This window comes from Aquabacterium fontiphilum (assembly GCF_009909205.1).
Taxonomy (GTDB): Bacteria; Pseudomonadota; Gammaproteobacteria; order Burkholderiales; family Burkholderiaceae_C; genus Aquabacterium; species Aquabacterium fontiphilum.
The window spans coordinates 110,509-134,508 of record NZ_JAAAPN010000008.1; the positions used below are offsets into that span (position 1 = coordinate 110,509).

General features: G+C 66.5%; 19 protein-coding genes. 11 read left to right on the top strand and 8 right to left on the bottom strand.

Annotation, left to right across the window (positions count from 1 at the left end):
* Positions 1-290: 290 nt before the first annotated feature.
* From GTZ97_RS10955 to GTZ97_RS10990, 8 genes are all read right to left on the bottom strand, one after another.
* Complete coding sequence (locus GTZ97_RS10955) at positions 291-2,006, bottom strand: AMP-binding protein (protein WP_161650772.1); 1,716 nt, start codon at positions 2,004-2,006, stop codon at positions 291-293.
* Positions 2,007-2,120: 114 nt separating this feature from the next.
* On the bottom strand, positions 2,121-4,310 hold the full coding sequence (locus GTZ97_RS10960) for a peptidase domain-containing ABC transporter (protein ID WP_161650669.1): 2,190 nt from the start codon (positions 4,308-4,310) through the stop codon (positions 2,121-2,123).
* Between the two features lie 25 nt (positions 4,311-4,335).
* Positions 4,336-5,583 carry an HlyD family secretion protein gene (locus GTZ97_RS10965; RefSeq protein ID WP_161650670.1) on the bottom strand — a complete coding sequence of 416 codons (1,248 nt, stop codon included), beginning with the start codon at positions 5,581-5,583 and terminating at the stop codon, positions 4,336-4,338.
* Positions 5,580-7,037, bottom strand: a complete 1,458-nt coding sequence (locus GTZ97_RS10970; RefSeq protein WP_161650671.1) for a TolC family protein — start codon at positions 7,035-7,037, stop codon at positions 5,580-5,582. The genes GTZ97_RS10965 and GTZ97_RS10970 overlap by 4 nt, the downstream gene beginning before the upstream one ends.
* Positions 7,038-7,189: 152 nt before the next feature.
* On the bottom strand, positions 7,190-7,375 hold the full coding sequence (locus GTZ97_RS10975) for a hypothetical protein (RefSeq protein ID WP_161650672.1): 186 nt from the start codon (positions 7,373-7,375) through the stop codon (positions 7,190-7,192).
* A gap of 121 nt (positions 7,376-7,496) precedes the next feature.
* Positions 7,497-8,165: a TetR/AcrR family transcriptional regulator gene (locus GTZ97_RS10980; protein ID WP_161650673.1), complete on the bottom strand. Its 669-nt coding sequence runs from the start codon at positions 8,163-8,165 to the stop codon at positions 7,497-7,499.
* 46 nt (positions 8,166-8,211) lie between these two features.
* Positions 8,212-10,035, bottom strand: a complete 1,824-nt coding sequence (locus GTZ97_RS10985; RefSeq protein WP_161650674.1) for an acyl-CoA dehydrogenase C-terminal domain-containing protein — start codon at positions 10,033-10,035, stop codon at positions 8,212-8,214.
* A gap of 224 nt (positions 10,036-10,259) precedes the next feature.
* Complete coding sequence (locus GTZ97_RS10990) at positions 10,260-11,828, bottom strand: methyl-accepting chemotaxis protein (RefSeq protein ID WP_161650675.1); 1,569 nt, start codon at positions 11,826-11,828, stop codon at positions 10,260-10,262.
* Between the two features lie 222 nt (positions 11,829-12,050).
* On the opposite strand from GTZ97_RS10990, the gene GTZ97_RS10995 reads away from it, so the two are divergent.
* From GTZ97_RS10995 to GTZ97_RS11045, 11 genes are all read left to right on the top strand, one after another.
* Positions 12,051-13,334: a pectin acetylesterase-family hydrolase gene (locus GTZ97_RS10995; protein ID WP_161650676.1), complete on the top strand. Its 1,284-nt coding sequence runs from the start codon at positions 12,051-12,053 to the stop codon at positions 13,332-13,334.
* Between the two features lie 207 nt (positions 13,335-13,541).
* Positions 13,542-14,660, top strand: coding sequence for a BMP family ABC transporter substrate-binding protein (locus tag GTZ97_RS11000; RefSeq protein ID WP_161650677.1), 1,119 nt, complete (start codon positions 13,542-13,544; stop codon positions 14,658-14,660).
* A gap of 12 nt (positions 14,661-14,672) precedes the next feature.
* Positions 14,673-15,782 carry an ABC transporter permease gene (locus GTZ97_RS11005; RefSeq protein WP_161650678.1) on the top strand — a complete coding sequence of 370 codons (1,110 nt, stop codon included), beginning with the start codon at positions 14,673-14,675 and terminating at the stop codon, positions 15,780-15,782.
* On the top strand, positions 15,779-16,711 hold the full coding sequence (locus tag GTZ97_RS11010; RefSeq protein ID WP_236651148.1) for an ABC transporter permease: 933 nt from the start codon (positions 15,779-15,781) through the stop codon (positions 16,709-16,711). Before GTZ97_RS11005 ends, GTZ97_RS11010 begins: the two co-directional genes overlap by 4 nt.
* A 30-nt stretch (positions 16,712-16,741) precedes the next feature.
* Positions 16,742-17,788, top strand: coding sequence for a formamidase (locus GTZ97_RS11015; protein ID WP_161650679.1), 1,047 nt, complete (start codon positions 16,742-16,744; stop codon positions 17,786-17,788).
* Positions 17,785-18,480, top strand: coding sequence for a biuret amidohydrolase (gene biuH, locus GTZ97_RS11020; protein ID WP_161650680.1), 696 nt, complete (start codon positions 17,785-17,787; stop codon positions 18,478-18,480). The genes GTZ97_RS11015 and biuH overlap by 4 nt, the downstream gene beginning before the upstream one ends.
* A 168-nt stretch (positions 18,481-18,648) precedes the next feature.
* Positions 18,649-19,638 carry an ABC transporter substrate-binding protein gene (locus GTZ97_RS11025; RefSeq protein ID WP_161650681.1) on the top strand — a complete coding sequence of 330 codons (990 nt, stop codon included), beginning with the start codon at positions 18,649-18,651 and terminating at the stop codon, positions 19,636-19,638.
* A gap of 15 nt (positions 19,639-19,653) precedes the next feature.
* Positions 19,654-20,430 carry an ABC transporter permease gene (locus GTZ97_RS11030; protein ID WP_161650682.1) on the top strand — a complete coding sequence of 259 codons (777 nt, stop codon included), beginning with the start codon at positions 19,654-19,656 and terminating at the stop codon, positions 20,428-20,430.
* A 343-nt stretch (positions 20,431-20,773) separates the two neighbouring features.
* Positions 20,774-21,583 carry an ABC transporter ATP-binding protein gene (locus GTZ97_RS11035; protein ID WP_161650683.1) on the top strand — a complete coding sequence of 270 codons (810 nt, stop codon included), beginning with the start codon at positions 20,774-20,776 and terminating at the stop codon, positions 21,581-21,583.
* 32 nt (positions 21,584-21,615) lie between these two features.
* Positions 21,616-23,319 carry an ABC transporter ATP-binding protein gene (locus GTZ97_RS11040; protein ID WP_161650684.1) on the top strand — a complete coding sequence of 568 codons (1,704 nt, stop codon included), beginning with the start codon at positions 21,616-21,618 and terminating at the stop codon, positions 23,317-23,319.
* Positions 23,316-23,984, top strand: coding sequence for a cysteine hydrolase family protein (locus GTZ97_RS11045; RefSeq protein WP_161650685.1), 669 nt, complete (start codon positions 23,316-23,318; stop codon positions 23,982-23,984). Before GTZ97_RS11040 ends, GTZ97_RS11045 begins: the two co-directional genes overlap by 4 nt.
* Positions 23,985-24,000: the final 16 nt, after the last annotated feature.

A 24,000-nucleotide genomic window follows, 5' to 3' on the forward strand; every position in this document is an offset into this window, starting at 1 on the left:
GCCCATGCCCCCAGCGGCGCCTCGGGGGTTCCGAGAAGCGCAGGCAGGGCCCGGGCGCGGCTTCGCGTGCGAAGTCGCGCTTCCCTTATCTGACTTGCCGTGGCTGTTTGAGCGCAGTGGCGGGCGCATGGCGCGCGCCGCGTAGCGAGTTCCACGGCACCGGGCCATGGCGAGCATCGCAGGAGCGTCCTGCCTTCCCAGGCAGGACCACCCACGTGAAGCCGCTGGGGGCGTGGGCCGCTGGCGGGGGCGGCGCACGCCGCGCCCCTCAAACCAGCATCAACGCAGCTTCAAGCTGCCTTTTTCTTCCGCGCCATCGCGGCCAGTTCCTCATCGCGCAGATCCTTGCGCAGGATCTTGCCCACGTTGCTCATGGGCAGGTCTTCGCGGAACTCGATGTGCTTGGGCCGCTTGTAGCCGGTCAGCTGCTCTTTGCAGTAGGCGGCCACGTCGTCTTCGGTCAGGCTGTAGTCCTTGCGCACCACGAACAGCTTCACGGCTTCGCCCGAGCGCTCGTCGGGCACGCCGATCGCGCAGCACTCGGTCACGCCGGGGTGCATGTTCACGACCTGCTCGATCTCGTTGGGGTAGACGTTGAAGCCCGACACCAGGATCATGTCCTTCTTGCGGTCCACGATCTTGATCAGGCCGTCTTCGGCCATCACGCCGATGTCGCCGGTGCGGAAGAAGCCGTCAGGCGTCATCACCTTGGCGGTTTCTTCGGGGCGATTCCAGTAGCCTGCCATCACCTGCGGGCCGCGCACGGCGATCTCGCCGGCTTCGCCCTGGGCCACGGGCTGGCCTTGCTCGTCGAGCAGCGCCACCTCGGTGGATGGCAGCGGGTAACCGATGGCGCCGTTGTAGCTGCGGTTATCCAGGCGGTTGACGGTCACCACAGGCGAGGTCTCTGACAGGCCGTAGCCTTCGACGATGGGCACGCCGGTGATGCGCTGCCAAGCCTCGGCCGTGGCCTGCTGCACGGCCATGCCGCCGCCGTTGCATACCTTCAGGCGCGAGAAGTCGAGCTGCTCAAAGTCGGGCTCTTCGACCAGCGCGTTGTACAGCGTGTTGACGGCCGGGAACTGCGTGATCTTGAACTTCTTGAGCGTCTCGATCATCTTGCCGATGTTGCGGGCGTTGTCGATCATGACGTTCATGGTGCCCATGCGTGCGCTCAGGAAGTAGCACACCGTCAGCGCGAACACGTGGTACAGCGGCAGCGCCACCACGTTGACGCCCTGGCCTTCGACCTTGTCGAGCTCGGGCTTGAACCAGGCCTCGCACTGCAGGATGTTGGCCACCAGGTTGCGGTGGGTCAGCGTGGCGCCCTTGGAGACGCCGGTGGTGCCGCCGGTGTACTGCAGGAAGGCCACATCGCTGCCCTTGAGCGTGGGCCGGGTGTAGCTCAGGCGCTTGCCTTCGGTCAGGGCCCGCTTCATGGGCGTGAGCTGGCGGCGGCCATCGTCGGGCAGCTGGAAGTCGATCACGTGCTTGTCCACGTTGCGTGACTTGTAGGTCATCCACGGGCCCTTGATGGCGCCGAACACGTCACCCAGCGAGGCCAGCACGATGTGCTTGACCGGTGTGCGGTCGATCACCTCCTGCACGGTGGGGCCGAAGTACTCGAGCACGATGATGGCTTCGGCGCCCGCGTCGTTGAGCTGGTGCTCCAGCTCGCGCGGGGTGTACATCGGGTTGACGTTGACCACCACGTAGCCGGCGCGCAGGATGCCGGCAATGGCCACGGCATAGTGCGGCACGTTGGGCATCATCACCGCCACGCGTGCGCCCTTCGACAGGCGCTGGGCCTGCAGCCAGGCAGCCAGTTGCTTCGACTGGGCGTCGATCTCGGCAAACGTCCAGCGCGAGCCCATGTAGGCCATCATGTCCTTGCGCGCGTGCGTGCGGAAGGCGTCTTCCAGCAGCTCCATCAGCGAAGGGTAGGTATCGGGGTTGATGGTGGCGGGCACACCGGTGCCGTACTGCTTCAACCAGGGCTTGTCCAGGGCCATGAGCACATCCAATCCAGGTAACAATTGATCTGACAACAAGTAGTGTCATTGTGCCTGGGGGTGTTGCGTCTGTTAACCCCGTGAGCCGGGTGCTGGGGGCAATCTGGATCAGGGGTTTTCCCAAATGTCACCCGGTGGGGCGCTACCCGCGGCGGCTGCCTGCGCCAGGATGTCGTCTCGCGACACGAGCTGGCCCTGCCAGAGCGCGTAGACCCGGTCGGTGTCGCGCAGGCTTTGAATGCGGTGGGTGATGATGAAGCGCCCGCAGCCCAGGGCCTCGACCGCGGCCTGCACCCGCTGTTCGGTCTCGGTGTCGAGGTGGCTGGTGTACTCGTCGAGCAGCAGAAAGCGGGGCTGTTTGTACAGCGCGCGCGCCAGCAGCACGCGCTGCTTCTGCCCGCCCGACAGCGAGCTGCCCATGCTGCCCACCAGGGTCTGGTAGCCCATGGGCATGCGCGCGATGTCATCGTGGATGCAGGCCAGGCGGGCGGCCGCCTCGACGCGCTCGGGTGTGGCATGCGCGTCGTTCATCGCGATGTTGTCGTAGATCGAACAGGTGAACAGCTGGTCGTCCTGCAGCACCACGCCCAGCGCCGCGCGAAAGGCCTCGGCCCCCATGCGGTCCATGGACACGCCGTTGAGCAGCACTTCGCCGGACTCGGGCTGCAACTGGCCACACAGAATCTTCATCAGCGTGGATTTGCCGCAGCCCGACGGGCCGACGATGGCCACGGCCTCGCCGCTTGTCAGCGTCAGGTTGACCTTGTCCAGCACGGGGGCCTCGCCCGCGCCATAACGAAAGGTCACGTCGCGCAGTGCCAGCGTCATGGGTGCATCCGCAGGCCAGGCCGCCTGGCGCGCGGGCGATGCGGCGGCCGTGGCGGGCGCGGCGGGCTCCGGCTCGCTCAGCACGATGTCGGCCAGACGCTCGCCCTGCAGCTTGAGCAGCCGCAGGTTGATCAGCCGTTCGAGCAGCTCGGAGACGCGCTGCAGAAACTGGCCCTTGTAGGCCAGAAAAGCCACCAGCATGCCGATGGTGAACTGCTCCTGGATGATCATCTGCGCCGCGAGAAAGAGCACCACGCCTTGCTCGACCGCGCCGACCACGCCATTGATGCCCTGGTGCAGCATGGCGATGCGCTCCTGGCGTACGCGCGCGTTGACCATCTGGGCCTGCTGGTTCATCCAGCCGCCGACCCGCCAGCCGGGCTGCGCAAAGAACTTGATGGCCGCCATGCCACGCAGCGTCTCGAGCACATAGGTCTGGGCATGGGCCTCACGCACGATGAGCTCTTCTGCCGCCTGGCGATAGGGCTTGAACACCGCAAAGCGCACGGCGGTGTAGATGAGGGCAACGATGAGTACGATCAGCGCCAGCTGCGGGCTGTAGAGGAACATCAGGCCGAGCGTGACCAGGCTGACCACGCCGTCGAGCACGGCTTCGACCACGTGGTTGGTCAAGGTGTCCTGAATGGTGTTGACCGATCCGAAGCGCGACAGCACGTCGCCGGTGTGGCGCTTGTCGAAGTACGACAGCGGCAGCTTGAGCATGTAGCGAAACACATTGGTGCTCGATGACAGCCGCCAGCGCAGGCTGGCGCCCAGCACGATCCAGCTGCGCAGCAAGCGTGTGCCCAGCGCCATCAGGCCGAGCATGGCCGTGGCCACCGTGAGCACCACCAGCAGCGGCGCATCGCGGGTGACGACGACGTCGTCGATGATCCACTGGCTGAGCATGGGCATGAGGATGACGAACACCTCCAGCACGATGGACAGCACCGCCATTTGCGCAAAGGCACGGCCCAGGCCGCTCTGGCCGGCGAACAGGGTGCGCAGGTCGAAGGGTGTTTTGTCCTCCTGACGCTGAAAGCCGGTGCTGGGGGTGAGCTCCAGCGCCACGCCGGTGAAGTGCGGGCTGGCTTCCTTCATGCTCAGGGTGCGCTCACCCACCGCGGGGTCGTGGATGGTGAGCTGACGCGCGTCGGCCTTCACGAGCACCACGAAGTGGTTCATGTCCCAGTGCAGGACGCAGGGCGTCTGCAACTGCGGCAGCTCGTCGAGTTCCAGCCGCAAGGCGCGCGTGGACAGCCCGAGCTCGGTGGCCACGTCCATGAGGCGAGCCAGGGTGGCGCCGCGCGAGGAGATCTCGAAACGGCGGCGCAGCGTGAGCAGGTCGGTCTCATGCCCATGGGCCGAGGCGATCATGGCCAGGCAGGCCAGGCCGCACTCGGTCGCCTCGGATTGCAGGATGAGCGGGGCGCGGCGCCTGGGCCACAGCGACAACAGGTTGTGGGACATGGTCAGGCGGTTCAGGTCGGACGGCTCACAGTCGGCCGGTGAAGGCGTAAAGCGGGTCGAGCATCCAGCGGATGAGCCGGCGGCGGTCGATCTCGATGTCGGCGCTCAGGGTCTGGCCAGGCTTGAGGGCGATTTCGGTGCCGTAGGCTTCGACCGAGGGCCGCTGCAGCGCCACGCGCACCAGAAAGAAGGCGCGTGGATCACGCGCATCGGCCTGCGGGGGGCGTACGTCATGGCGCGAGACGCTGCGCACCGTGCCGTGGTACTGGCCAAAGCGTTGGTAAGGAAAGGCGTCGTAGCTCACGCGCACCGCCTGGCCTTCGCGGATGAAGCCGATCGCCGTGCTGGGCACATGGAGCACGGCTTCCATGGATGTATCGTCAGGCACCACCGACACCAGCGCATGGCCGGCAGGCAATGCCTGACCCACGCTGGCCTGCAGGCCCGAGATCACGCCGTCCCGCGGCGCGCGCAACACCATCTTGTGGTTGCCCCGGCGTTGCACCTGCTCTTGCTGCAGGCTCAGCAGCTCGCGGGCCAGGCCGGCATGCTCGGCTTCGTGCTGGGCCTGCAGGCGTTGTGTTTCATCGCGGGCCTCGGCCAGCGCAGCCTCGGCAGCGCTGCGTTGTCGCCGCAAGGCCTGCATGCGCGCTTCCTGCTCCAGCACGGTCTGTCGCTGTTGCTCGACCTGCATGCCCGAGACGATCTGCTCAGCCAGCAATGGCGTGAGCTGCGCCAGCTGCCGGCGCGAGGAGTCGATCTGCTGACTCAGCAGGCGGGTCTCTTCGTCGAGTGCAATCAGGTCGCGTCGCGCCTGGGCCGCGCGTTGCGCCACCGCGGCGCGCTCAGCCTGTTGCGCCTGGGCGCGATGGTGTTGCTGGGCTTGCATGCGCGCCTGCTGGCTGGCCAGGTTGTCTTCCACCAGCACGGCGGTGTCGCCGGCATCGCTGTGGCGTTCGTGGACCACTTCGGCGATCACCTCGCCCGCGCGCACGCGCTGGCCTTCGGCCACATGCAGCTGGCGGACCGTACCGGCTTCGGGCACCATGACCGTGGCCACGCCGATGCGGGGCTGCACCACGCCTTGCACCCGCTCCTTGCGGGTGTAGGAGCCCAGCACGAGCAGGGCGAGCACGGCGGCGCACATGGCGGCAAAGAACAGCGTGAGCCATCCGGCGCCCACCGGGCGAATGTGAATGGGCGGGCCGGCGCTGTGGTCCGAGCGTGCGGCCAGGGCTTCCTGCCGGAACAGCGAGGGCTGGGGCGAGCTCATGGTGAGGGCTCCGTGTGGCGCTCGGGCGCGAGGGCCGTGGTCAAAGGCGTGATGTCTTCCGGGGTCAGTCTGTCGAGCAGGCTGAGGATGCGCACCTGGGCCTTCAGGGCCTGGATGCGGCTGCTGGCCTGCTGAGCGAGGCTGTCGTGGATGCGTTGTTGCGCGCCCAGCAGTTCCTGGTGCGTGCGCAGGCCGGCCAGGTAGGCCTTGTGCACCGCGTCCAGCGTGCGGCGCGCGGTGGCTTCCAGCTCGCGGTGCGACGCCACCATCCGCTGGCTGGTGTGCAGGGTCTCGTAGGCATCCAGCAGGTCGTGGGTGAGTTCGTCGCGCGTCTGGTCGCGGTGCGCCTCGGCCTGTTCGAGCTGCGCCAGCGCTTCTCGCGTGCGCGCCTGCTGGTAGCCGCTGGTGAACAGGGGCCAGTTGACCTGGACACCCATGGCGCGGGTGTGGATGTCCTGTCGCTCGTTCACGCCGTCGAACTGCTGGCTCTGGCGCGCGCGCGAGACCTCGGCGACCACGTCGACCGTCGGCTGCCAGCGTTCGGCCTGGCGCGAAACGAGGGCGCTGCGGGCGGCCTCCAGCGCGTGTTCGTGTGCCTGATGGGTGGCGTTGCGGGCCAGGAGTTGCGCCAGCCCTTCGTTCGCAGGCGGCACAGCCACCACATTGAGTGGCATCGCGGGGCGCAGGCCAGCGGGTACTTGCACGGGTTGGCCCGCCAGGCGCTCGACGCTCAGCCGCGCGCTGCTCAGTCGCAACTGCAGCGATTGGCGCATGGCCCGCGCCTGTTCCAGCAGGCTGCGGGTTTCGAGTTGTTCCACCATCGTGCCGACACCGGCTTGCACGCGGCGCTCGCCCGCGCGCCAGTGGGCTTCAAGCGCGGTGATGTGCTTGTCGTTCAGCCGCAGGGCCTCCGCCGCTTCAACGGCGTCCAGCCAAGCAAGGCTCAGCGCCAGGGCAGTTTGCTGCCGCTGCGCACGCGCCAGCCGGGCGGCCTGCTGCGCCTGGGCTTGCAGGCTGTCGGCATGGGCGCGTTCGGCCGCGCGCCACAGTGGCTGGGTCAGCGTCAGGCCGAGCGCCGAGGCCGGCGTGCGCAGGGGCTGGTCGTTGTAGCGCTGTCGGCTTAGCGTGCTGCTGGCGCGGGCGTCCACGCGGGGGCGCCAAGCGGCAATCCGGGCTTGCTCGTGGCTGGCTTCGGCCCCATCTGCGGCTGCTTGTTCGCGTCGGTTGGCAGCGGTGCGGTGGGCCGCTTCCAGAAGCCCTCGCCAGTCGGTTGCAGCCTGCTCCGGTGCGCCAGAGACAGGCTCGGCAGGCAGGCTCAGGCTCAGGCTCAGACTCAGGCGCAGCGGCTCGGACGCAAGCGGGGTCGTGCGGCCCGTGACAGGGGTCAGGCCCAGCACCGTGACAACGCCAAGGCAGGAAGACACGGCGAGGGCGTGCAGCAGGCGCTCAAACATGGGTACAACACTGGCCGCGGCGAGGACGGAGGCGTCGATGCGCCGGGCTCAAAAAACTGACATGCCCGCAACAGGAGAGGTTGCGGGCATGTCAGGGCGATCAAGCACGGGGAGGGATCATCCAACCCGCGCGACACACCGCAGGGGGCGGATCAGGGCGCCTTGGGGAAGCCCAGCAACACAGCGAAGGTGTTGTACAGCGGGCGGCCGTATGTGTTCCACTCTTGCTTGTGGATGTTGTCGATCAGCTTGATGCCGGTGGGTTTGAAGAGGCCCAGCTCAGGATCCAGAGCGCCGCCGCTGACTTGCTTGATTTGTTCTTGGTTCAGGGTTTGCATGATGCTTGACTAGTAGGTTGATGAAAGTGTGTGCTAGCCAATGCATCTTCAGACTGTTAAGGATTTAACGTAAGGCGTATTTGCCCTGGCGGTTCGTCCGTGTGCTCATCTGGTTGCCCTGTTAGACAGATGGGGGTGGCGTGGCCAGATCGGTCAGCCACAGGTCGAGTCCGCGCCATGCATAGAAGGTGTGCTCCACCACGGTGTCGAGCGGGGCGTCGTAGCCGCGCTCCATCCACAGCATGGCCACCTGGCCGACCATGCCGATGCAGCCCGTGATGACGTAGTCGATGTTCAGGTGGGCCGCCTTGTCGCCGCAGCGCTGCCGAAAGCGCAAGCGCAGCAGGTCGACGATGTGGCCGTACTGCTGGGCGACGCGGTGCTCGGCACTCAGCCCTGCGGCCGAGAAGTCCTTGATCAGGATGCGGGCCCGGCGGGGATCGCTCTGGATGTGTTCGAAGAAGGCGCGCAGCCCTGCCCGCGCGCGCAAGGTGAGTTCGCCGGGCGCGTTCAGGATGGCGTCCTGCACCCGGGCAGCCGCTTCCTGGCAGGCCACATCGTGCACGGCCTGGTAACAGGCGTGCACGCTGTCGAAGTGCTCGTGGAAGTAGCGGTCGGCCAGCCGCGCTTGTGCGCAGATCAGCCGCTTGGTGGCTTGCTGGTAGCCCAGATCGCCGAACACCTGCAGCCCTGCGGCAATCAGGCGTTCGCGTCGTTCATCGCGCCGTTCGTCGGCCGAGGCGCCGCCGTAGCGGCGCTGGCCATTGGGTAAGGTCGTGATGACCTGCATGCGTCTGGGCTGTCAGCAAGCCACGGGCGAACCCGTGGCCTGATGATCAGGTGAACATGAAATGCTCGTTGTCCATCTGCATGACGGTGTCCGTCGGGGCCAGCATGGACTTCTTGTGCGCGTCGGCACGCGGCAGCAGGCGGTCGAAGTAGAACTCGGCCGTCTGGATCTTGGCCTTGTAGAACTCCGGCGTTTCCTTGCCGCCACCCTTGGTCAGCTTCTCGTTGGCGACCAGGGCTTGTTGCAGCCAGAAGTGGCCCATCATCACGTAGCCGGCGTACATCAGGTAGTCGGCGCAGGCCGAGCTGACGATGTCGCGGTCCTTGGCGGCGCGCAGCATGATGCGCAGCGTCAGGCCCTTCCATTGCAGCGCGCGCTTGAAGCAGGCGCGCGCCATCGAGCCGATCGGGCCGCCATCCAGCAGGTGGGGCTTGGCCTGGGCAGTCATGATGTTGGTGAACTCGCTGACCACTTTGCCGCGCGTTTGCAGCAGCACCTTGCGGCCCAGCAGGTCGAGCGCCTGGATGCCGGTGGTGCCTTCGTACAGCGTGGCGATGCGCGCGTCGCGGGCGATCAGCTCCATGCCGTGTTCCTTGATGTAGCCGTGGCCACCGAACACCTGCATGCCGATGTTGGCGCACTCCAGGCCCAGCTCGGTGATGAAGCCCTTGAGGATCGGGGTGTAGAAGCCGAGCTTGTCGTCATAGTGCTCGTACTGCTTCATGTCGCCCTTGGCGGCGCCGGCCACCATGTGGTCGGCCAGCTTGGCGGCGCTGTAGATCATGGCGCGGGCGCCTTCGGCCACGGCCTTTTGCGTCAGCAGCATGCGGCGCACGTCGGCGTGCCAGATCAGCGCGTCGGCGGTGTGCTCGGCGTCCTTCTTGCCGCTCAGGGCGCGCATGGAGCGGCGCTCCTTGGCGTAGGGCAGGGCGCCCTGGTACGACAGCTCGGCGTGGGCCAGGCCTTGCAGGGCCGTGCCGATGCGGGCGCTGTTCATGAAGGTGAACATGGCTTCCAGGCCCTTGTTGGGCTGGGCAATCATGTAGCCGGTGGCGCCGTCGAAGTTCATCACGCAGGTGGCCGAGGCGCGGATGCCCATCTTGTGCTCGAGCGCGCCGGCCTTGACCGAGTTGCGCTCGCCCATCGATCCGTCGGCGTTGACGACGAACTTGGGCACGATGAACAGCGAGATGCCCTTGGTGCCCTTGGGCGCATCGGGCAGGCGGGCCAGCACGATGTGGATGATGTTCTCGGTCAGGTCGTGTTCGCCCGAGGAGATGAAGATCTTGGTGCCGGTGAGCTTGTAGGTGCCGTCAGCCTGGGGCTCGGCCTTGGTCTTGACCTGGCCCAGGTCGGTGCCGCACTGGGGCTCGGTCAGGCACATGGTGCCAGCCCAGCGGCCTTCGATCAGTGGGGGCAGGTAGGTGGCCTTTTGCTTGTCGTTGCCATGCAGGTAGATGGTGTTCATGCAGCCCAGGCTCAGGCCGGGGTACATGGTGAAGGGCCAGTTGGCCGTGCCCATCATTTCCGACTTCAGCAGGTTGAGCGACATGGGCAGCTCCTGGCCGCCGTATTCCTTGGGGTGGGCCAGACCTTGCCAGCCGCCTGCGGCGTACTCGGCATAGGCTTCCTTGTAGCCCTTGGGCGTGGTGACTTCGCCGTCCTGGATGGTGCAGCCTTCCTGGTCTCCCGTCAGGTACAGCGGGCTCAGCACCTCTTCGCAGAAGGTGGCGCAGCCTTCCAGAATGGCGTCCACCATGTCAGGGGTGGCGTCTTCGCCGTTGGGCAGGGCTGCGTAGTGCGACGGGTAGTCGAACACTTCGTTGAGCAGAAAGCGCATGTCGCGCAAAGGGGCCTTGTACTGCGGCATGGGTCACCTCGGAGTGTGGTCACCGCGGCCGGCGCCGGCGGTGGATGAAACGGTCTGCACAATTTCGAACGATCGTTCATTTCAAACGGTCGTTCGAATCCGGCCGCTGTTATACCCCATGCGATCGGCCTTGTGCGCGCCAAATCCGGGTCGCGCAACGGGTTTTGTGGGTTTGTCTCGGCTCATCCCCCTCAGCCTGGGGGGAGGCGGGTGCATTTCTGGGTTCAGAAGAACTCGACGCTGGCGGTGGGCGCCAGGGGGCCAAGGCGGCCAGCCAGTTGCGCAGGTGAAATCGCGTGTGGCGGGTGGCCGGGGCCCGCGACGACGTCGACTGTGGAACCTGCGGCTGGGGCCCCGCCTGCCGCGGGCTGGCTCGACTGCGGGTCGAGGGCGCCGACATCGAATGCCTTCAAGGTCTCGACCAGGCGGGCCACCTCCCGGTGCAGGGTCACGGCAGCCTGTGCGGACTGCTCGGCCACCGCGGTGTTGCCCTGCGTGTCGCGCGTCAGGCCGCCAATGGCCTCGGTGACGACGTGCAGCCCGTCCGCATGGTCGGATGCGTCGCTGCTGAGTTCCTGAAAGAGGGTGCCCACCCGGCGCACGCTGGCCACCAGCGTCTGGATGGTGTCGCCCGTGCGGTGCACGAGCGCGGTGCCGTCTGACACGGTGGCCCGAGAGGCGTCGATCAGCTCCTTGATCTCGCGCGCTGCCGTGGCGCTGCGCAGCGCCAGGTTGCGCACCTCGCTGGCCACCACGGCAAAGCCCTTGCCGTGTTCGCCGGCGCGTGCCGCCTCGACAGCGGCGTTGAGGGCCAGGATGTTGGTCTGAAAAGCCAGCCCGTCGATGACGCTGACGATGTCGGTGATGCGGCTCGATGACTGAGCGATGTCATCCATCTTGCTGACGACCTGGCCCACCAGTTGCCCACCTTGATCAGCCAGCTCGCCTGCCTCGTTGGCCATGGTTTTGGCCTCGGCGGCCGCAGCGTTGTTGCTGCGCACGATGACCACGATCTGTTCCAGCGACATGGCGGCGTCGCCCAGGTCGCGGGCGATGGCCGTGGTGCGCTCCTGCAGCGCGGCGCTGTTGTCGGTGACCTGGATGCTGGCCCCCGCCACACAGTCCAGCGTGTGATGGGTCTGCACGAGGGTCTCTCGCATGCGCGCGAGGGCGCGGGCAAGCGCCTTGGCAGTGGGTGTGTGTTCTGTCCAGTCGCTCGGCTGCAACTGGATGGGGCCGGCGACGCCCAGGCTGTTGACCATGCTTTCGACCTCGCGGGCCGCGCGCAGCTCCTGCCGCATCAAGGTGGCCAGCAAGGTCAGAAAGGCACATTGCGCTGCCACGAAGCCGGCATGGATCAGGATGCGGCCCAGGCTGGGCTCGCTGAGACAGTACAGCCCGATGCCGGCCGCCAAGAGCCTGTCGAACACGAGGTGGTGTACGGCGAACAACGCCCCCGTGAACACGATCAGTCGCCAGTCGCGGTAGGCCAGCAGGGCACTCAACGTGACAAACACATTGAAGTGAAACTCGAGCGAGCCCCCCGAGAGGTGGATTTGCAGCGCCACCAGCATGACCAGCGACACGGCGAGACCCATCCGGCGGGTGAAGGGGCGTGTCGACAGCAGCCGAGCCGCCCCGGCGGGCAGCAGGCTGAGGGCACTCCACACCAGGGCGGTGGTCCATACGCCGTAGAACTGTCCGATCACGGCGGCCAGCACCACATTGGCCCCCAGAAGGCCCATCACCAGGTGATCGATGCGGGCGTGCCGCAGTCGCTCCATGCTCCACATGTCCCGACTCCCGAATGGCAACCGCACCCAGCAGGGGGCGGTGGTGCCTGATGTTGGCGCCCCGCGTTGCCACTTGGTGGCGCGAAATGCCGGGAGGAAACGAGGCAGTTCCTCTCGCACCCCTGGAACAGGTGGAGGGTAAACGATGGCGTTTAATGGAATTCGATGAATTGTGCGCGGTTCGCGCGGGGCACACTGCTGACACTTTTCGACGGAGACAGCATGCGCAACACGTTCAAACCTCCACGGCTGCTGGCCCGCAGCGCGCTGGCGACGCTGGCCCTGTGTGTCAGTGGCGCCGCGATGGCCCAGAGCTACTTCAAATGGGAAGCCGTGGAGTTGCCCGCCGCGTCGGGCGCATCGTGCGGCAACGGCACCCCCTACCGCGTGTTCGTGAACCGCACGCCGTTCACGACCAAGACGGTCGTCATGTTCGAAGGCGGCGGCGCCTGCTGGGCCAAGGGCAACTGCCAGGGCGAAGGCGGGTTGCTGGGCGCCTCCAACCCGAATGGGGTGCCGGCCAACTACATGTCCACACTGTCGATGGCGGCGTTCGGCATCATCACGCCGTTCACGGCGCGCCTGCACCCGTTCAACGCCATTCAGACGCAGAGCTGGAACATCGTCTACGTGCCCTACTGCACGGGCGATGTGCACACGGGCAACAAGGTGGCCGTGTACCCGGACGCAGATCCGGCCAAGCCCGCGCTGACCTACTACCACCGCGGTGCGCGCAATGCCGAGGCCCTGGCCAATTGGATGGCGGGCAACATGCGCCAGCCCGAGCACCTGCTGGTGACCGGCTTCTCGGCTGGCGGGGCCGGCTCGACCAGCAACTACGGCGTGCTGCGCGACATCGTGCGGCCCAAGGCGGCCACCCTGCTGGCCGACTCCGGCCCGCTGATGCAGGCGCCCCGAGGCGCCACAGCCGAGCAAGCGCCATCGCTGCGCCTGCACGAGAAGATCCGCGTCGCGTGGGGGCTGGACGGCCCCGAGGGGCTGGTCAACAAGCTGATGTCACGCTATCCGGGCTTTGGTGACCCCAACAACCTGGGCTCCTTGACCACCGCCATGGCCGAGGTGTATCCGCAAGACCGCTTCGGCTATGCCGTGTTCCAGCAGGACTCGATCTACTCGGATTTCTCGTACCGCGATTTTTACCCGGAGATCGCCGCCGCGCCGGCTGCCGAACGCAAGGCCATGCTGTTGGCGAAGTGGAAGCCCGAGGTCAAGACCTGGACGGATGCCATGAAGCCGTATGCCAACATTGGCTACTACGTGCCCTATGAGCGCAACTTCATCGGCTCGCATTGCCTGACCCTCGTCGGCTTCGACGGCACCGAGATCAAGGCGCCCGAGCGCCACCGCTCGGTCGAGGTCTTCCTCGACAACCTGCTCAGCCGCAAGGACAAGATCATCAAGGCCTATGAAACCGAGCCCAACACCCAGTCCGCCGGCAGCGGCTCGTGGTGGGAGTCGATCAGCAAGATGCTGACAGGCGGCTGATCCGGCGGCTCTGCGCTGCCGGCACGCGCGGCTCACCGCGTGTCTCTCCAACAAGGCGACCCTCGGGTCGCCTTTTTTGTTGTCGACGCCCCGGTCAACTGGCACGGCTTCTGCTTGTATACAAGCCTGTACATCAACCGGCCGCGATCGCCCGAAAGCGGTGCGCCGGAGATGGGTTGTGCAACACGCTGGTGCAAGGAGATGCGCATGTCGCTGGATCAATGGAATCGTCGGTCGTGGATGAAAAATGTCGGCGCTGCCGGCGCGGGACTGGCCCTGGGCGGGGTGGGCCTGCCGGCCTGGGCCCAGAAAACGCTGACGATCGGGATGATCTATGTGGGACCGAAGGATGACTTCGGCTACAACCAGTCGCACTTCGAGGCGGCCCAGGAAATCCGCAAGATGCCGGGCGTCAAGATGGTGGGCGAAGAAAACGTGCCCGAGACGCAGGCCGTGCAAAAGACCATGCAGGGCATGATCTCGCAAGACGGCGCCACGCTGTTGTTCCCCACCTCGTTCGGCTACTTCAACCCCCATATCCTGGAGGTGGCCAAGAAGAACCCCGGCGTGCGCTTCTCGCACTGCGGCGGGCTGTGGGATGAGACCAAGCACCCCAAGAGCGTGGGCAGCTTCTTCGGCTACATCGACGAGTGCCAGTACCTCAACGGCGTGATCGCCGGCCACATGACGAAGTCGAAGAAGATCGGCTTCATTGCAGCCAAGCCCATTCCGCAGGTGCTGCGCAACATCAACGCCTTCACGCTGGGCGCCAAGTCGGTCAAGCCCGACATCACCTGTTCGGTGATCTTCACGGGTGACTGGTCGATGCCGGTCAAGGAAGCCGAAGCCACCAACAGCCTGGCCGACCAGGGCGTGGATGTGTTCACGATGCACGTGGACGGCCCCAAGGTAGTGGTCGAGACGGCGGCCCGTCGCGGGCGCTTCGTCTGCGGCTACCACGCCTCGCAAGCCAAGCTGGCGCCCAACGCCTACCTGACGGGGGCCGAGTGGAACTGGGTGACACCGTACAAGCAGATCGTTGAGGCGGCCATGACGGGCAAGCCGCACCCCAACTTCCTGCGCGGCGGCCTCAAGGAAGGCTATGTCAAGACATCGCCCTATGGCGCCATGGTGCCCGAAGGCGCGCGCAAGCAGGCCGACGACATCAAAGCGGCCATGCTCAAGGACCAGTTCGAGATTTTCAAGGGCGAGCTCAAGGACAACACCGGCAAGGTCGTCATCGCCAGGGGCACGACGGTCAAGCAGACCGATGTGGTGCTTGAGCAGATGAACTACCTGGTCGAAGGCGTGATCGGCAAGATCTGATCGGGTTGCACCATGAGCCGCTGGCCTGCCTTGTTCGATGCCGTCGTGCTGCCCGTGCTGGCGCTGGCCGGGGCGGTGCTGCTGTTCGGCGGCTTTGTGTGGGTGGGCGGCGCCGACCCGGTCGAAGCCTGGGTGCTGCTGTTCAAGGGGGCGTTTGGCGATGCCTTCTCGTGGCAGAACACCTTGCAGCGCGCGGCCCCACTGATGCTGACGGCGCTGTGCGTGGCCATTCCCTACCGCGCCGGGCTCATGGTGATTGGCGGTGAGGGCGCGCTGGTGTTGGGTGGCCTGGCCTGTGCGGGCCTGCCCTACCTGTTTGCGCCGCCCGCCGGCTGGCTGGGCACCGCACTGGTGCTGCTGGCCAGCGCCGCGGCGGGCGCCGCCTGGATTGCGCTGGCGGGTGCCTTGCGGCAGTACCGCGGGGTGAACGAAACCATCGCCTCGCTGCTCATGGGCTACCTGGCCATCGGGCTGTTCAAGCACTTTGTGGAAGGCCCGATGCGCGACCCCGAAAGCCTCAACAAGCCCTCGACCCTGCCGCTGATGCCCGAGATCCAACTCGGCCTCATCGGCGACTACGACGTGCACTGGGGGCTGGTGTGGGGCGCGGTGATGTGTGTGCTGGCCGGCGTGTGGCTGTATGGCAGCACGCACGGCTTTGCCACCCGTGTGGTGGGCGGCAACGCGCGCGCCGCGCGCCTGGTCGGCTTGCCCAGCCACCGGCTGGTGATCACCGCGTGCGCGCTGGGTGGGGCCGGGGCGGGGCTGGCGGGGGGCATCGAGGTGGCTGCCGTTCATCACTCGGCCAACGCGTCGTTGATCGTGGGCCTGGGCTACACCGGCATCCTGGTGTCCTTTGTGGCGCGGCACAACCCGTTTGCCGTCGTGCCGGTGGCCATTCTGTTTGGCGGCTTTGGTGCGGCGGGCAGCCTGCTGCAGCGCCGCCTGGACCTGCCCGATGCCTCGGTGCTCGTGCTGCAGGGCTTTGCCTTTGTGCTGATTCTGGCCAGCGATGCCTGGCGTGGTCGGCTCGGGGACTGGTGGCAGGTGCGTGCCGCGAGCAGGCCGCTTGCCGCGCCGGCGGTGGCTGGCGCGCCATTGAAACAGGAGGGCGCGGCATGAGCGAAGTCAGCCTGCTGGGCAACATGGGCGATGTGCTGCTTGCGGTGCTGGGCGGCGCCATCCGGGTGGGCACGCCCTTTCTGTTCGTGAGCCTGGGCGAATGCCTCACCGAGAAATCAGGGCGCATCAACCTGGGCCTGGAAGGCGTGCTGGTGTTGTCGGCCATGGCGGCATTCGGCGGCGCCTACCTCAGTGGGTCGGTGTGGGTGGGCGTGTGGCTGGGTGCGGTGGCGGGAGGCTTGCTGGCCATGCTGCACGGCCTGCTGTGCTCGTTGCCACGTGTCAACGACATTGCCACCGGCATCGCGCTGATGCTGCTGGGCGCCGGGCTGGCCTTCTACCTGGGCAAGCCGCTGATCCAGCCGCAGGCGCCACAGATTCCGTCGCTGGAGCTGGGCGCGTGGAGCGATTCGCCGCAGATCCAGGCGGCCCTGCGCATCAATGCGTTGTTCCCCATCGGCGTGGTGCTGGCGCTGGTGATGGCCTGGGCCTTTGCCAACACGCGCTGGGGTCTGATCGTGCGCATGGCTGGCGACAGCAGCGATGCGGCCCGGGCGCTGGGCTACTCGGTCAACGCGGTGCGCGTGTGGGCCACCACGCTGGGTGGCTTCATCGCGGGGTTGGGGGGCGCCTCGCTGTCGCTCTATTACCCGGGCAGCTGGAACGAAGGGTTGTCGAGCGGGCAGGGGCTGATCGCCGTGGCGCTGGTGATCTTTGCGCGCTGGCGCCCGGTGGCCTGCCTGTGGGCGGCGTTGCTGTTCGGCGGGGCGGGGGCACTGGGCCCGGCGCTGCAGTCGGTGGGCGTGGGCTGGGGCTACCACCTGTTCAACGCCATGCCGTATGCGCTGACCTTGCTGATCCTGATCTGGACCTGCAGCCCCAAGCGGTCGTTGCAGGGCGCACCGATGGAGCTGGGCGTGACCCGCTGAGGCCGCGCCATCACTGAAAGGAGCACACACGTGAGTGGACTGGCTGGCTTGAACAAGACGCCTTCGGGCATGGTGCTGGGGCTGGTGCAGCTGCAGTTGCCGGTGGTGGAGACGCCGGCGCAGCTGGCCGCGCAGACACAGCGCATCGTCGACATGGTGGGCAAGGCCCGCCGCAGCTACCCGGGCATGGATCTGGTGGTATTCCCGGAATACGCGCTGCACGGGCTGAGCATGAACACGGCCGACGAGCTGATGGTCACGCTCGATGGCCCCGAGGTGGCGGCTTTCAAGGCCGCCTGTGTGGCGCACAAGATCTGGGGCTGCTTCTCGATCATGGAGAAGAACCCCGACGGCAACCCGTACAACACCGGGCTGATCATCGACGACCAGGGCGCGTTGAAGCTGTACTACCGCAAGTACCACCCGTGGGTGCCCGTCGAGCCCTGGGAGCCGGGCAACATGGGCATCCCTGTGATCACCGGCCCGAAGGGTGTGAAGCTGGCCCTCATCATCTGCCACGATGGGATGTTCCCCGAGATGGCGCGCGAGTGTGCCTACCAAGGGGCCGAGGTGATGATCCGCACGGCCGGCTACACGGCACCGATCCGCCACGCATGGCAGATCACCAACCAGGCCAATGCCTTCCAGAACCTGATGGTCACGGCCAGTGTGTGCCTGTGCGGCAGCGATGGCACCTTCGATTCGATGGGCGAGGCCATGGTCTGCAACTTCGACGGCACGGTCATGGCCCAGGGCGGTGGCCGGCCCGACGAGATTGTGTGCGCCGAGATCCGCGCCGATCTGGTGCGCGAGGCGCGTGTGCACTGGGGTGTCGAGAACAACATCTACCAGTTCTTCCACAGGGGCTATGTGGCCGTCAAGGGCGGGGCCCAGGACTGCCCCTACACCTTCATGCAGGACATGGTGGCCGGTCGCGCGCGGCTGCCATGGGAAGACGCGGTGGTGCACACCGATGGCACGTCGTGCGGCTTTGCGCCGCCCGCGCGTGTGTTTGGCGGCGAGGCGCCCAATCTGCTGGCCGCGCCGGCCGCTCCCAGCCTGAAGGATGCCGCATGAACACCACCATCGATTCCCAGCCCTATGCCTGGCCGTTCAACGGCGACCTGCGGCCCGAGAACACGGCGCTGATCATCATCGACATGCAGACCGACTTCTGCGGCGTGGGCGGCTACGTCGACAAGATGGGCTACGACATCACGGCCACGCGCGCGCCCATCGAGCCGATCAAGGCCTTGCTGGCCGAGGCGCGGCGTGTGGGCATGCATGTGATCCACACCCGCGAGGGTCACCGGCCCGACCTGAGCGACCTGCCGGCCAACAAGCGCTGGCGCTCGCGCCAGATCGGCACCAACGGCGTGGGCATCGGCGATGTGGGGCCCTGCGGCCGCATCCTGGTGCGCGGCGAGCCCGGCTGGGACATCATTCCCGAGCTCTACCCCATCGACGGTGAGCCCATCGTCGACAAGCCGGGCAAGGGCAGCTTCTATGCCACTGACCTGGAGCTGATCCTGCACACCCGTGGCATCCGCAACCTCATCCTGACCGGCATCACCACCGACGTGTGTGTGCACACGACGATGCGCGATGCCAACGACCGCGGCTTCGAGTGCGTGATGCTGACCGACTGCACGGGCGCGACCGACCCGGGCAACCATGCGGCGGCGTTCCAGATGATCAAGATGCAGGGCGGCGTGTTCGGCGCCGTGGCCGACTCCGCGGCGGTGATGCGGGTCTTGCGCACGTGGTGAGCGCGCTCGGGCGTGCGTGGTGCACCGAAGGCGCGCACAACCGCCCCTGCAGGACGGGCACACACCTTGCTTGTATACAAGAAAGAATACAACCACCCGGTCTGTCCGCCGCGCCCTCGCTGCACGCTCTCTGCATTGGCTCATCGCATCCGTTGAAAGGCTCGCCCCATGTCTGATTCTTCCTTCCGTGCCCACCGTCGCCATGTGCTGCAAGCCGCTGCGGCCATGGCGGCGCTCGGCACCTTGCCCCGCGCACAGGCGCAGAGCGACAAGATCCTGATCGGTTACTGGCCGATTGCGTCGGGCCTGCCGCTGTACGCCGGGCTCGAGCGCGGCATCTTCAAGGAGGCCGGGCTCAACGTGGAGGGCGTGAAGTTCCAGAGCGCCCAGCAGGTGGCCGAGGCCATGATCACCGGCCGCATCCACGGCTCGGCCAACGGCACGGCGTCGGCTGTGCTCGCGCTGGCCGAGATCACCTCGCCGGGCCTGTTCAAGATCATCTGCTCGAACCCCTCCAACCACAAGCTGGTGCTGGACCAGTTCGTCGTGCCCATCGACAGCACGATCAAGTCGATTGCCGAGCTCAAGGGCAAGCGCGTGGGATCGGGCCCGGGCATCCAGAACGTGACGCTGACCAAGCTGATTCTTGAGAAGAACGGGGTGACCGATGCGCGGGTGGTCGAGCTGCCCATTGGTCAGCACGTGCCGTCGCTGGCCGCCGGGCAGCTGGATGCGGTCTATACCTTGGAGCCTACCGGCACAGCGGGACGCCTGCGCGGACTCACCCGCGTGCTCGAAAATGGTGTCATCAGCAAGTACATCCTGGGCAATGCCGATGCACCGTGGTTTGGCGGCTCGGCCAGCGTGACCAGCACCTTCCTGAAAGAGCAGCCCGACCTGGCCCGCCGCTATGTGGCCGCCTACGCGCGTGCCGTCGATTTCGTGCGCAAGAACCCCACGCAGGTGCGGCAGCATCTGGACGGCTTCACGTCCATCGATCCGTCGCTGGTCAACGAGGTGCCGCTGGCGGGCTTCACGCTGTACAACGAGTTCACCGAGTCCGACCTGGGCTACTTCCAGAAGTTCTTCGACGTGTTCACCGAGCGCAAGATCTTCTCGCGCCCCGTGCCCGTCAAGCCGCTGATCTACACGGCTTGAGAAAAAGGACGCGAGATGAACCGCTTGCTGGATCGCCTCTTCGACCCGCGACTGTTGCCGCTGGTGGGCCCGCTCCTGCTCTTTGGCATCTGGGAGTTGGTGATCACGATGAAGCTGATCCGGCCGGTGCTGCTGCCGCCGCCTGCCGAGACGCTGGCGCACCTGTGGGAGGTGACGGTCACCGGCGACATTGCCGAAGACTTCTTCGCCACGGTGTACCGCACGCTGGTGTCTTTCGGGATTGCCGTGGCCATCGGCGTGCCGCTGGGGGTGATGCTGGGTTCGTCGGTGAATGCTTACCGCAGCGTGGAGTTCCTGGTCGATTTCTTTCGCTCCACACCGTCGTCGGCGCTGATCCCGCTGTTCATGCTGATCTTCGGGATCTCGGATCACAACAAGATCGCGATTGCGGCTTTCGCCGCGGTGCTGCTGGTGTTGTTCAACAGCGCCTATGGGGTGATGAACGCGAAGAAGACGCGCGTGATGGCCGCGCAGATCATGGGGGTGAGCCGCTGGCACGTTTTCAAGGACGTGATGCTGATGGAGAGCCTGGCGCAGACCTTCGTGGGCCTGCGCACCGGGGTGTCGATGTCGCTGGTGATCGTGATCGTGGCCGAGATGTTCATTGGTTCCGAGAACGGGCTGGGGCACCGCATCATCGATGCGCAGCAGGTGTTCAACGTGAAGGACATGTACACGTCCATCCTGATCACCGGGGCGCTGGGCTACTTTCTGAACCTGATGTTCTTGCTGATCGAGAAGCGGATCGTGCACTGGAGTGGCAAAGCATGAGGGATGTGGTTGCTTCCGAGTTGGTTGCGCGTGCTGGGCCGCGCGGGTGCCCAACTCTGCTCATGTCCCCCGGCCGGGCTGCGCCCGACCTCCTCCTTTACTTCGCTGAGTTGGGCACCCGCGCGACCCACCCTGCAGCACTCTGGAAGCTGGGGGTAGGGGGTGTTCAAGAACCGGCGCGGGCCACCTTCGGAGGATCCAGCGGCTGGGGTGCACGGCGTAGCGAAGTAAAGGAGGAGGCACGCGCGCAGCGCGGGCCGGGGGACATGAGCGCAGCCGTGTACCCCAGTCGCTGGAGCCGCCTACCCGCGCCGAAGTCGTCCAACAACAGGACCACCACACCATGAACGCCGTCCTCGCCCCCACACCCGCAGACGCCCCCACATCCGGCGCCCACAAGCGCCCCCATGTCACTGTGCGAGGTCTGTACAAATCCTTTGCCGGTGCGCCGCTCTATACCGACTTCAACCTCGACCTGCCGCGCGGCAAGATCGTCTCCATCTTCGGCCCCAACGGCTGTGGCAAGTCCACACTGATGAACATGATCGCCGGGCTCATCCCGCTGGACAAAGGCGAGATCCTGTTCGACGGCAAGACGCTGAAGGAAACCAAGATCGGCTACGTCTTCCAGAACTACCGCGACGCGTTGTTTCCCTGGATCACGGCGCGCGACAACATCGCCTACCCGTTGCGCCGACAGGGCATGAAGGAAGCCGAGGTTCAGGCGCGGGTGGACGAGTTGATCGCGCTGTTCGAGATCCGTTTCGATCTGGCCCGTTACCCGTATGAGCTCTCAGGTGGCCAGCAGCAGACCGTGTGCATCATGCGTTCGCTGGCCCCGCGTCCTGAGATCATGTTTCTGGATGAACCCTTCTCGGCGCTGGATTTCGAGATGACCTTGTTCATCCGCGAAAAGCTGCAAGAGGCGCATGTGGCCACCGGCACCACCATGGTCATCGTCTCGCATGACCTGGAGGACGCCGTCTTTCTGGCCGACGAGATCCTGTTGCTGACCCGGCGGCCCACCAGCATCGCCGAGATCGTGCCGTTCACGCTGCCGCGGCCCCGGGTGCCCGAGTCCATGGCCGATCCCGAGTTTGTCCGCGTCAAGAGCCGCACGCTGGAAGTGTTCCGGCGCGAGATGAAGGCCTGAGACCTGCTGCGCCACGCGACAAGGAGCCCGCCATGACCGCCCCGCTTGACCCCGTTGCCCGCAAGACCGGCGCCCTCGCGCTGTCGACCTACCGGCTCACCAAGCGCTTTGGCAGCTTCACCGCGTTGGATGCCGTGTCGATCGAGGTGCGCCCGGGCACCGTGCACGCACTGCTGGGCGAAAACGGCGCGGGCAAGAGCACGCTGGTCAAGGCCATTGTGGGCTACCACCTACCCGATGACGGCGCCGTGCTGATCGATGGCCGTGAGCACGCCATTGGCTCGCCGGTGGTTGCACGGCAACTGGGCATCGGCATGGTCTACCAGCATTTCACCGTGGTGCCCGGCATGACTGTGGCCGAGAACCTGCTGCTGGCCAAGGGCGAGCTGCCGGCGGTGGTCAACTGGCGGCAGGTGCGGCGCGAGCTGCAGGCCTTTCTGGACACCACCCCCTTCCGGCTCGACCTCGATGCCCGTCCGGCCGACCTGTCGGCCGGCGAGAAGCAGAAGCTCGAGATCCTCAAGCAGCTCTATCTGCAGCCGCGGCTGCTGATTCTGGACGAGCCCACCTCGGTGCTGACGCCACAGGAAGCCGATGAGGTGCTTGGCGCCTTGCGCGATCGCGCCCATGCAGGCGAGGTCACGGTGATCATGATCTCGCACAAGTTCCGCGAGGTCATGGAGGTGGCCGACGATGTGAGCGTGTTGCGCCGTGGGGCCCTGATGGGCAGCCACCGCGTGGCCGATACCACGCCTGCGTTGCTGGGCGCCGAGATGATGGGGCAGACCAAGCCCGCCTCGGCCGAGGAGGCAGAACCAGTCAAGCCAGCCGACCCGGCTGAGGCTGGTGCAGCTTCGGAAGAAGCCACGCGGCCGGCCGCGCACCTGGCTCGCCCGCCGGTGCCGGACGGTGCCCCACGCCTGCGCATCGAAGGGCTGACCGTGGCCGGCGACCGCGGCGAGATGGCCGTGCAGGGCTTGTCGCTGGCAGTTCGACCAGGTGAGATCGTGGGCGTGGCGGGTGTCTCGGGCAACGGTCAGCGCGAGCTGATGGAGGCGCTCGTCGGCCAGCGTGAGCGCGCCGCTGGCGCGGTGTGGATCGGCGATGAGCGCTACCTTGCGCGGCGCGACCAGAACCAGCGCCTCAACGTGCGCAGCCTGCCGGAAGAGCCGCTGCGCAATGCCTGCGTGGGCGACCTGAGCGTGGCCATGAACATCGGCCTGCGGCGGTTCGATCAGGCGCCTGCCGCCCGGGCAGGCTGGCTGCGCAGCGGCGTGCTGCGCGAGCAGGCGCGGGCGCTGATTGCCGCCTACAAAGTCAAGACGCAGGGCGAGAACGCGCCCATCCGCTCGCTGTCAGGGGGCAATGTGCAGCGCGCCGTGCTGGCACGTGAGCTCGATGGCCAGGTTGACGTGCTGCTGGTATCCAACCCGGTCTTCGGGCTGGACTTTGCCGCTGTGGCTGAGATCCATGCCCGCATCCTGGCCGTGCGCAACCAGGGTGGCGCGGTGTTGCTGCTCAGCGAAGACCTCGACGAGCTGCTGAAACTGGCCGATCGCATCGTGGTGATGAGCGAAGGCCGCATCGTCCATGAATGTGCGGCCGAGCAGGCCGACCGGCATGTGCTGGGCACCTTCATGGGAGGCCACGCACACGATCACGTCAACGATCACGCTCCCGCCCCTGAGGGTGCACGTGACAGCGCGCGAGCCGCGCGCACCCAGGAGGCCGCATGACCCGCACCGTTGCTGCGCAACCTTTCGGCTACCCCTTCGATCTGGCGACGACGGCGCTGCTGATCATCGACATGCAGCGCGATTTCGTCGAACCGGGCGGCTTCGGGGCTTCGCTGGGCAACGATGTCGTGCCCCTTCAGGCCATCATCCCCACGGTGCAGCGCGTGCTGCAGGCCTGGCGGGATGCGGGCGGCTTCGTGGTGCACACGCGCGAGGGTCATCGGCCCGACCTGTCGGACTGCCCGCCGGCCAAGCGCGAACGCGGCCAGCCCAGTTTGCGCATCGGGGATGTGGGGCCCATGGGCCGGGTGCTGATCCGCGGTGAGCCGGGCCACGCCATCGTGCCCGAACTGGCGCCGATCGATGGCGAACTGGTCATCGACAAGCCGGGCAAGGGCGCCTTCTATGCCACGCCGCTCAACGAGGCCTTGCAGGCCAAGGGCATCACGCACCTTGTGGTGATGGGCGTGACCACCGAGGTCTGCGTGCAGACCACGATGCGCGAAGCCAATGACCGTGGCTACAGCTGCCTGCTGGTCGAAGACGGCACAGCGAGCTACTTTCCCGCTTTCAAGGATGCCACGCTGGCCATGATTCGCGCGCAAGGCGCCATCGTGGGCTGGACGGCGCCCAGCCAGGCCTTGCTGGATGCGCTGCATGCCTGACGCCGCGGTCTGTTCT

Bases quoted from the DNA above. Each gene is read 5' to 3' on its own strand.
- GTZ97_RS10960 (WP_161650669.1), bottom strand. From the start codon at position 4,310: ATGTCCCACAACCTGTTGTCGCTGTGGCCCAGGCGCCGCGCCCCGCTC.
- GTZ97_RS10965 (WP_161650670.1), bottom strand. From the start codon at position 5,583: ATGAGCTCGCCCCAGCCCTCGCTGTTCCGGCAGGAAGCCCTGGCCGCA.
- GTZ97_RS10970 (WP_161650671.1), bottom strand. From the start codon at position 7,037: ATGTTTGAGCGCCTGCTGCACGCCCTCGCCGTGTCTTCCTGCCTTGGC.
- GTZ97_RS10975 (WP_161650672.1), bottom strand. From the start codon at position 7,375: ATGCAAACCCTGAACCAAGAACAAATCAAGCAAGTCAGCGGCGGCGCT.
- GTZ97_RS10980 (WP_161650673.1), bottom strand. From the start codon at position 8,165: ATGCAGGTCATCACGACCTTACCCAATGGCCAGCGCCGCTACGGCGGC.
- GTZ97_RS10985 (WP_161650674.1), bottom strand. From the start codon at position 10,035: ATGCCGCAGTACAAGGCCCCTTTGCGCGACATGCGCTTTCTGCTCAAC.
- GTZ97_RS10990 (WP_161650675.1), bottom strand. From the start codon at position 11,828: ATGTGGAGCATGGAGCGACTGCGGCACGCCCGCATCGATCACCTGGTG.
- GTZ97_RS10995 (WP_161650676.1), top strand. From the start codon at position 12,051: ATGCGCAACACGTTCAAACCTCCACGGCTGCTGGCCCGCAGCGCGCTG.
- GTZ97_RS11000 (WP_161650677.1), top strand. From the start codon at position 13,542: ATGTCGCTGGATCAATGGAATCGTCGGTCGTGGATGAAAAATGTCGGC.
- GTZ97_RS11005 (WP_161650678.1), top strand. From the start codon at position 14,673: ATGAGCCGCTGGCCTGCCTTGTTCGATGCCGTCGTGCTGCCCGTGCTG.
- GTZ97_RS11010 (WP_236651148.1), top strand. From the start codon at position 15,779: ATGAGCGAAGTCAGCCTGCTGGGCAACATGGGCGATGTGCTGCTTGCG.
- biuH (WP_161650680.1), top strand. From the start codon at position 17,785: ATGAACACCACCATCGATTCCCAGCCCTATGCCTGGCCGTTCAACGGC.
- GTZ97_RS11025 (WP_161650681.1), top strand. From the start codon at position 18,649: ATGTCTGATTCTTCCTTCCGTGCCCACCGTCGCCATGTGCTGCAAGCC.
- GTZ97_RS11030 (WP_161650682.1), top strand. From the start codon at position 19,654: ATGAACCGCTTGCTGGATCGCCTCTTCGACCCGCGACTGTTGCCGCTG.
- GTZ97_RS11035 (WP_161650683.1), top strand. From the start codon at position 20,774: ATGAACGCCGTCCTCGCCCCCACACCCGCAGACGCCCCCACATCCGGC.
- GTZ97_RS11040 (WP_161650684.1), top strand. From the start codon at position 21,616: ATGACCGCCCCGCTTGACCCCGTTGCCCGCAAGACCGGCGCCCTCGCG.
- GTZ97_RS11045 (WP_161650685.1), top strand. From the start codon at position 23,316: ATGACCCGCACCGTTGCTGCGCAACCTTTCGGCTACCCCTTCGATCTG.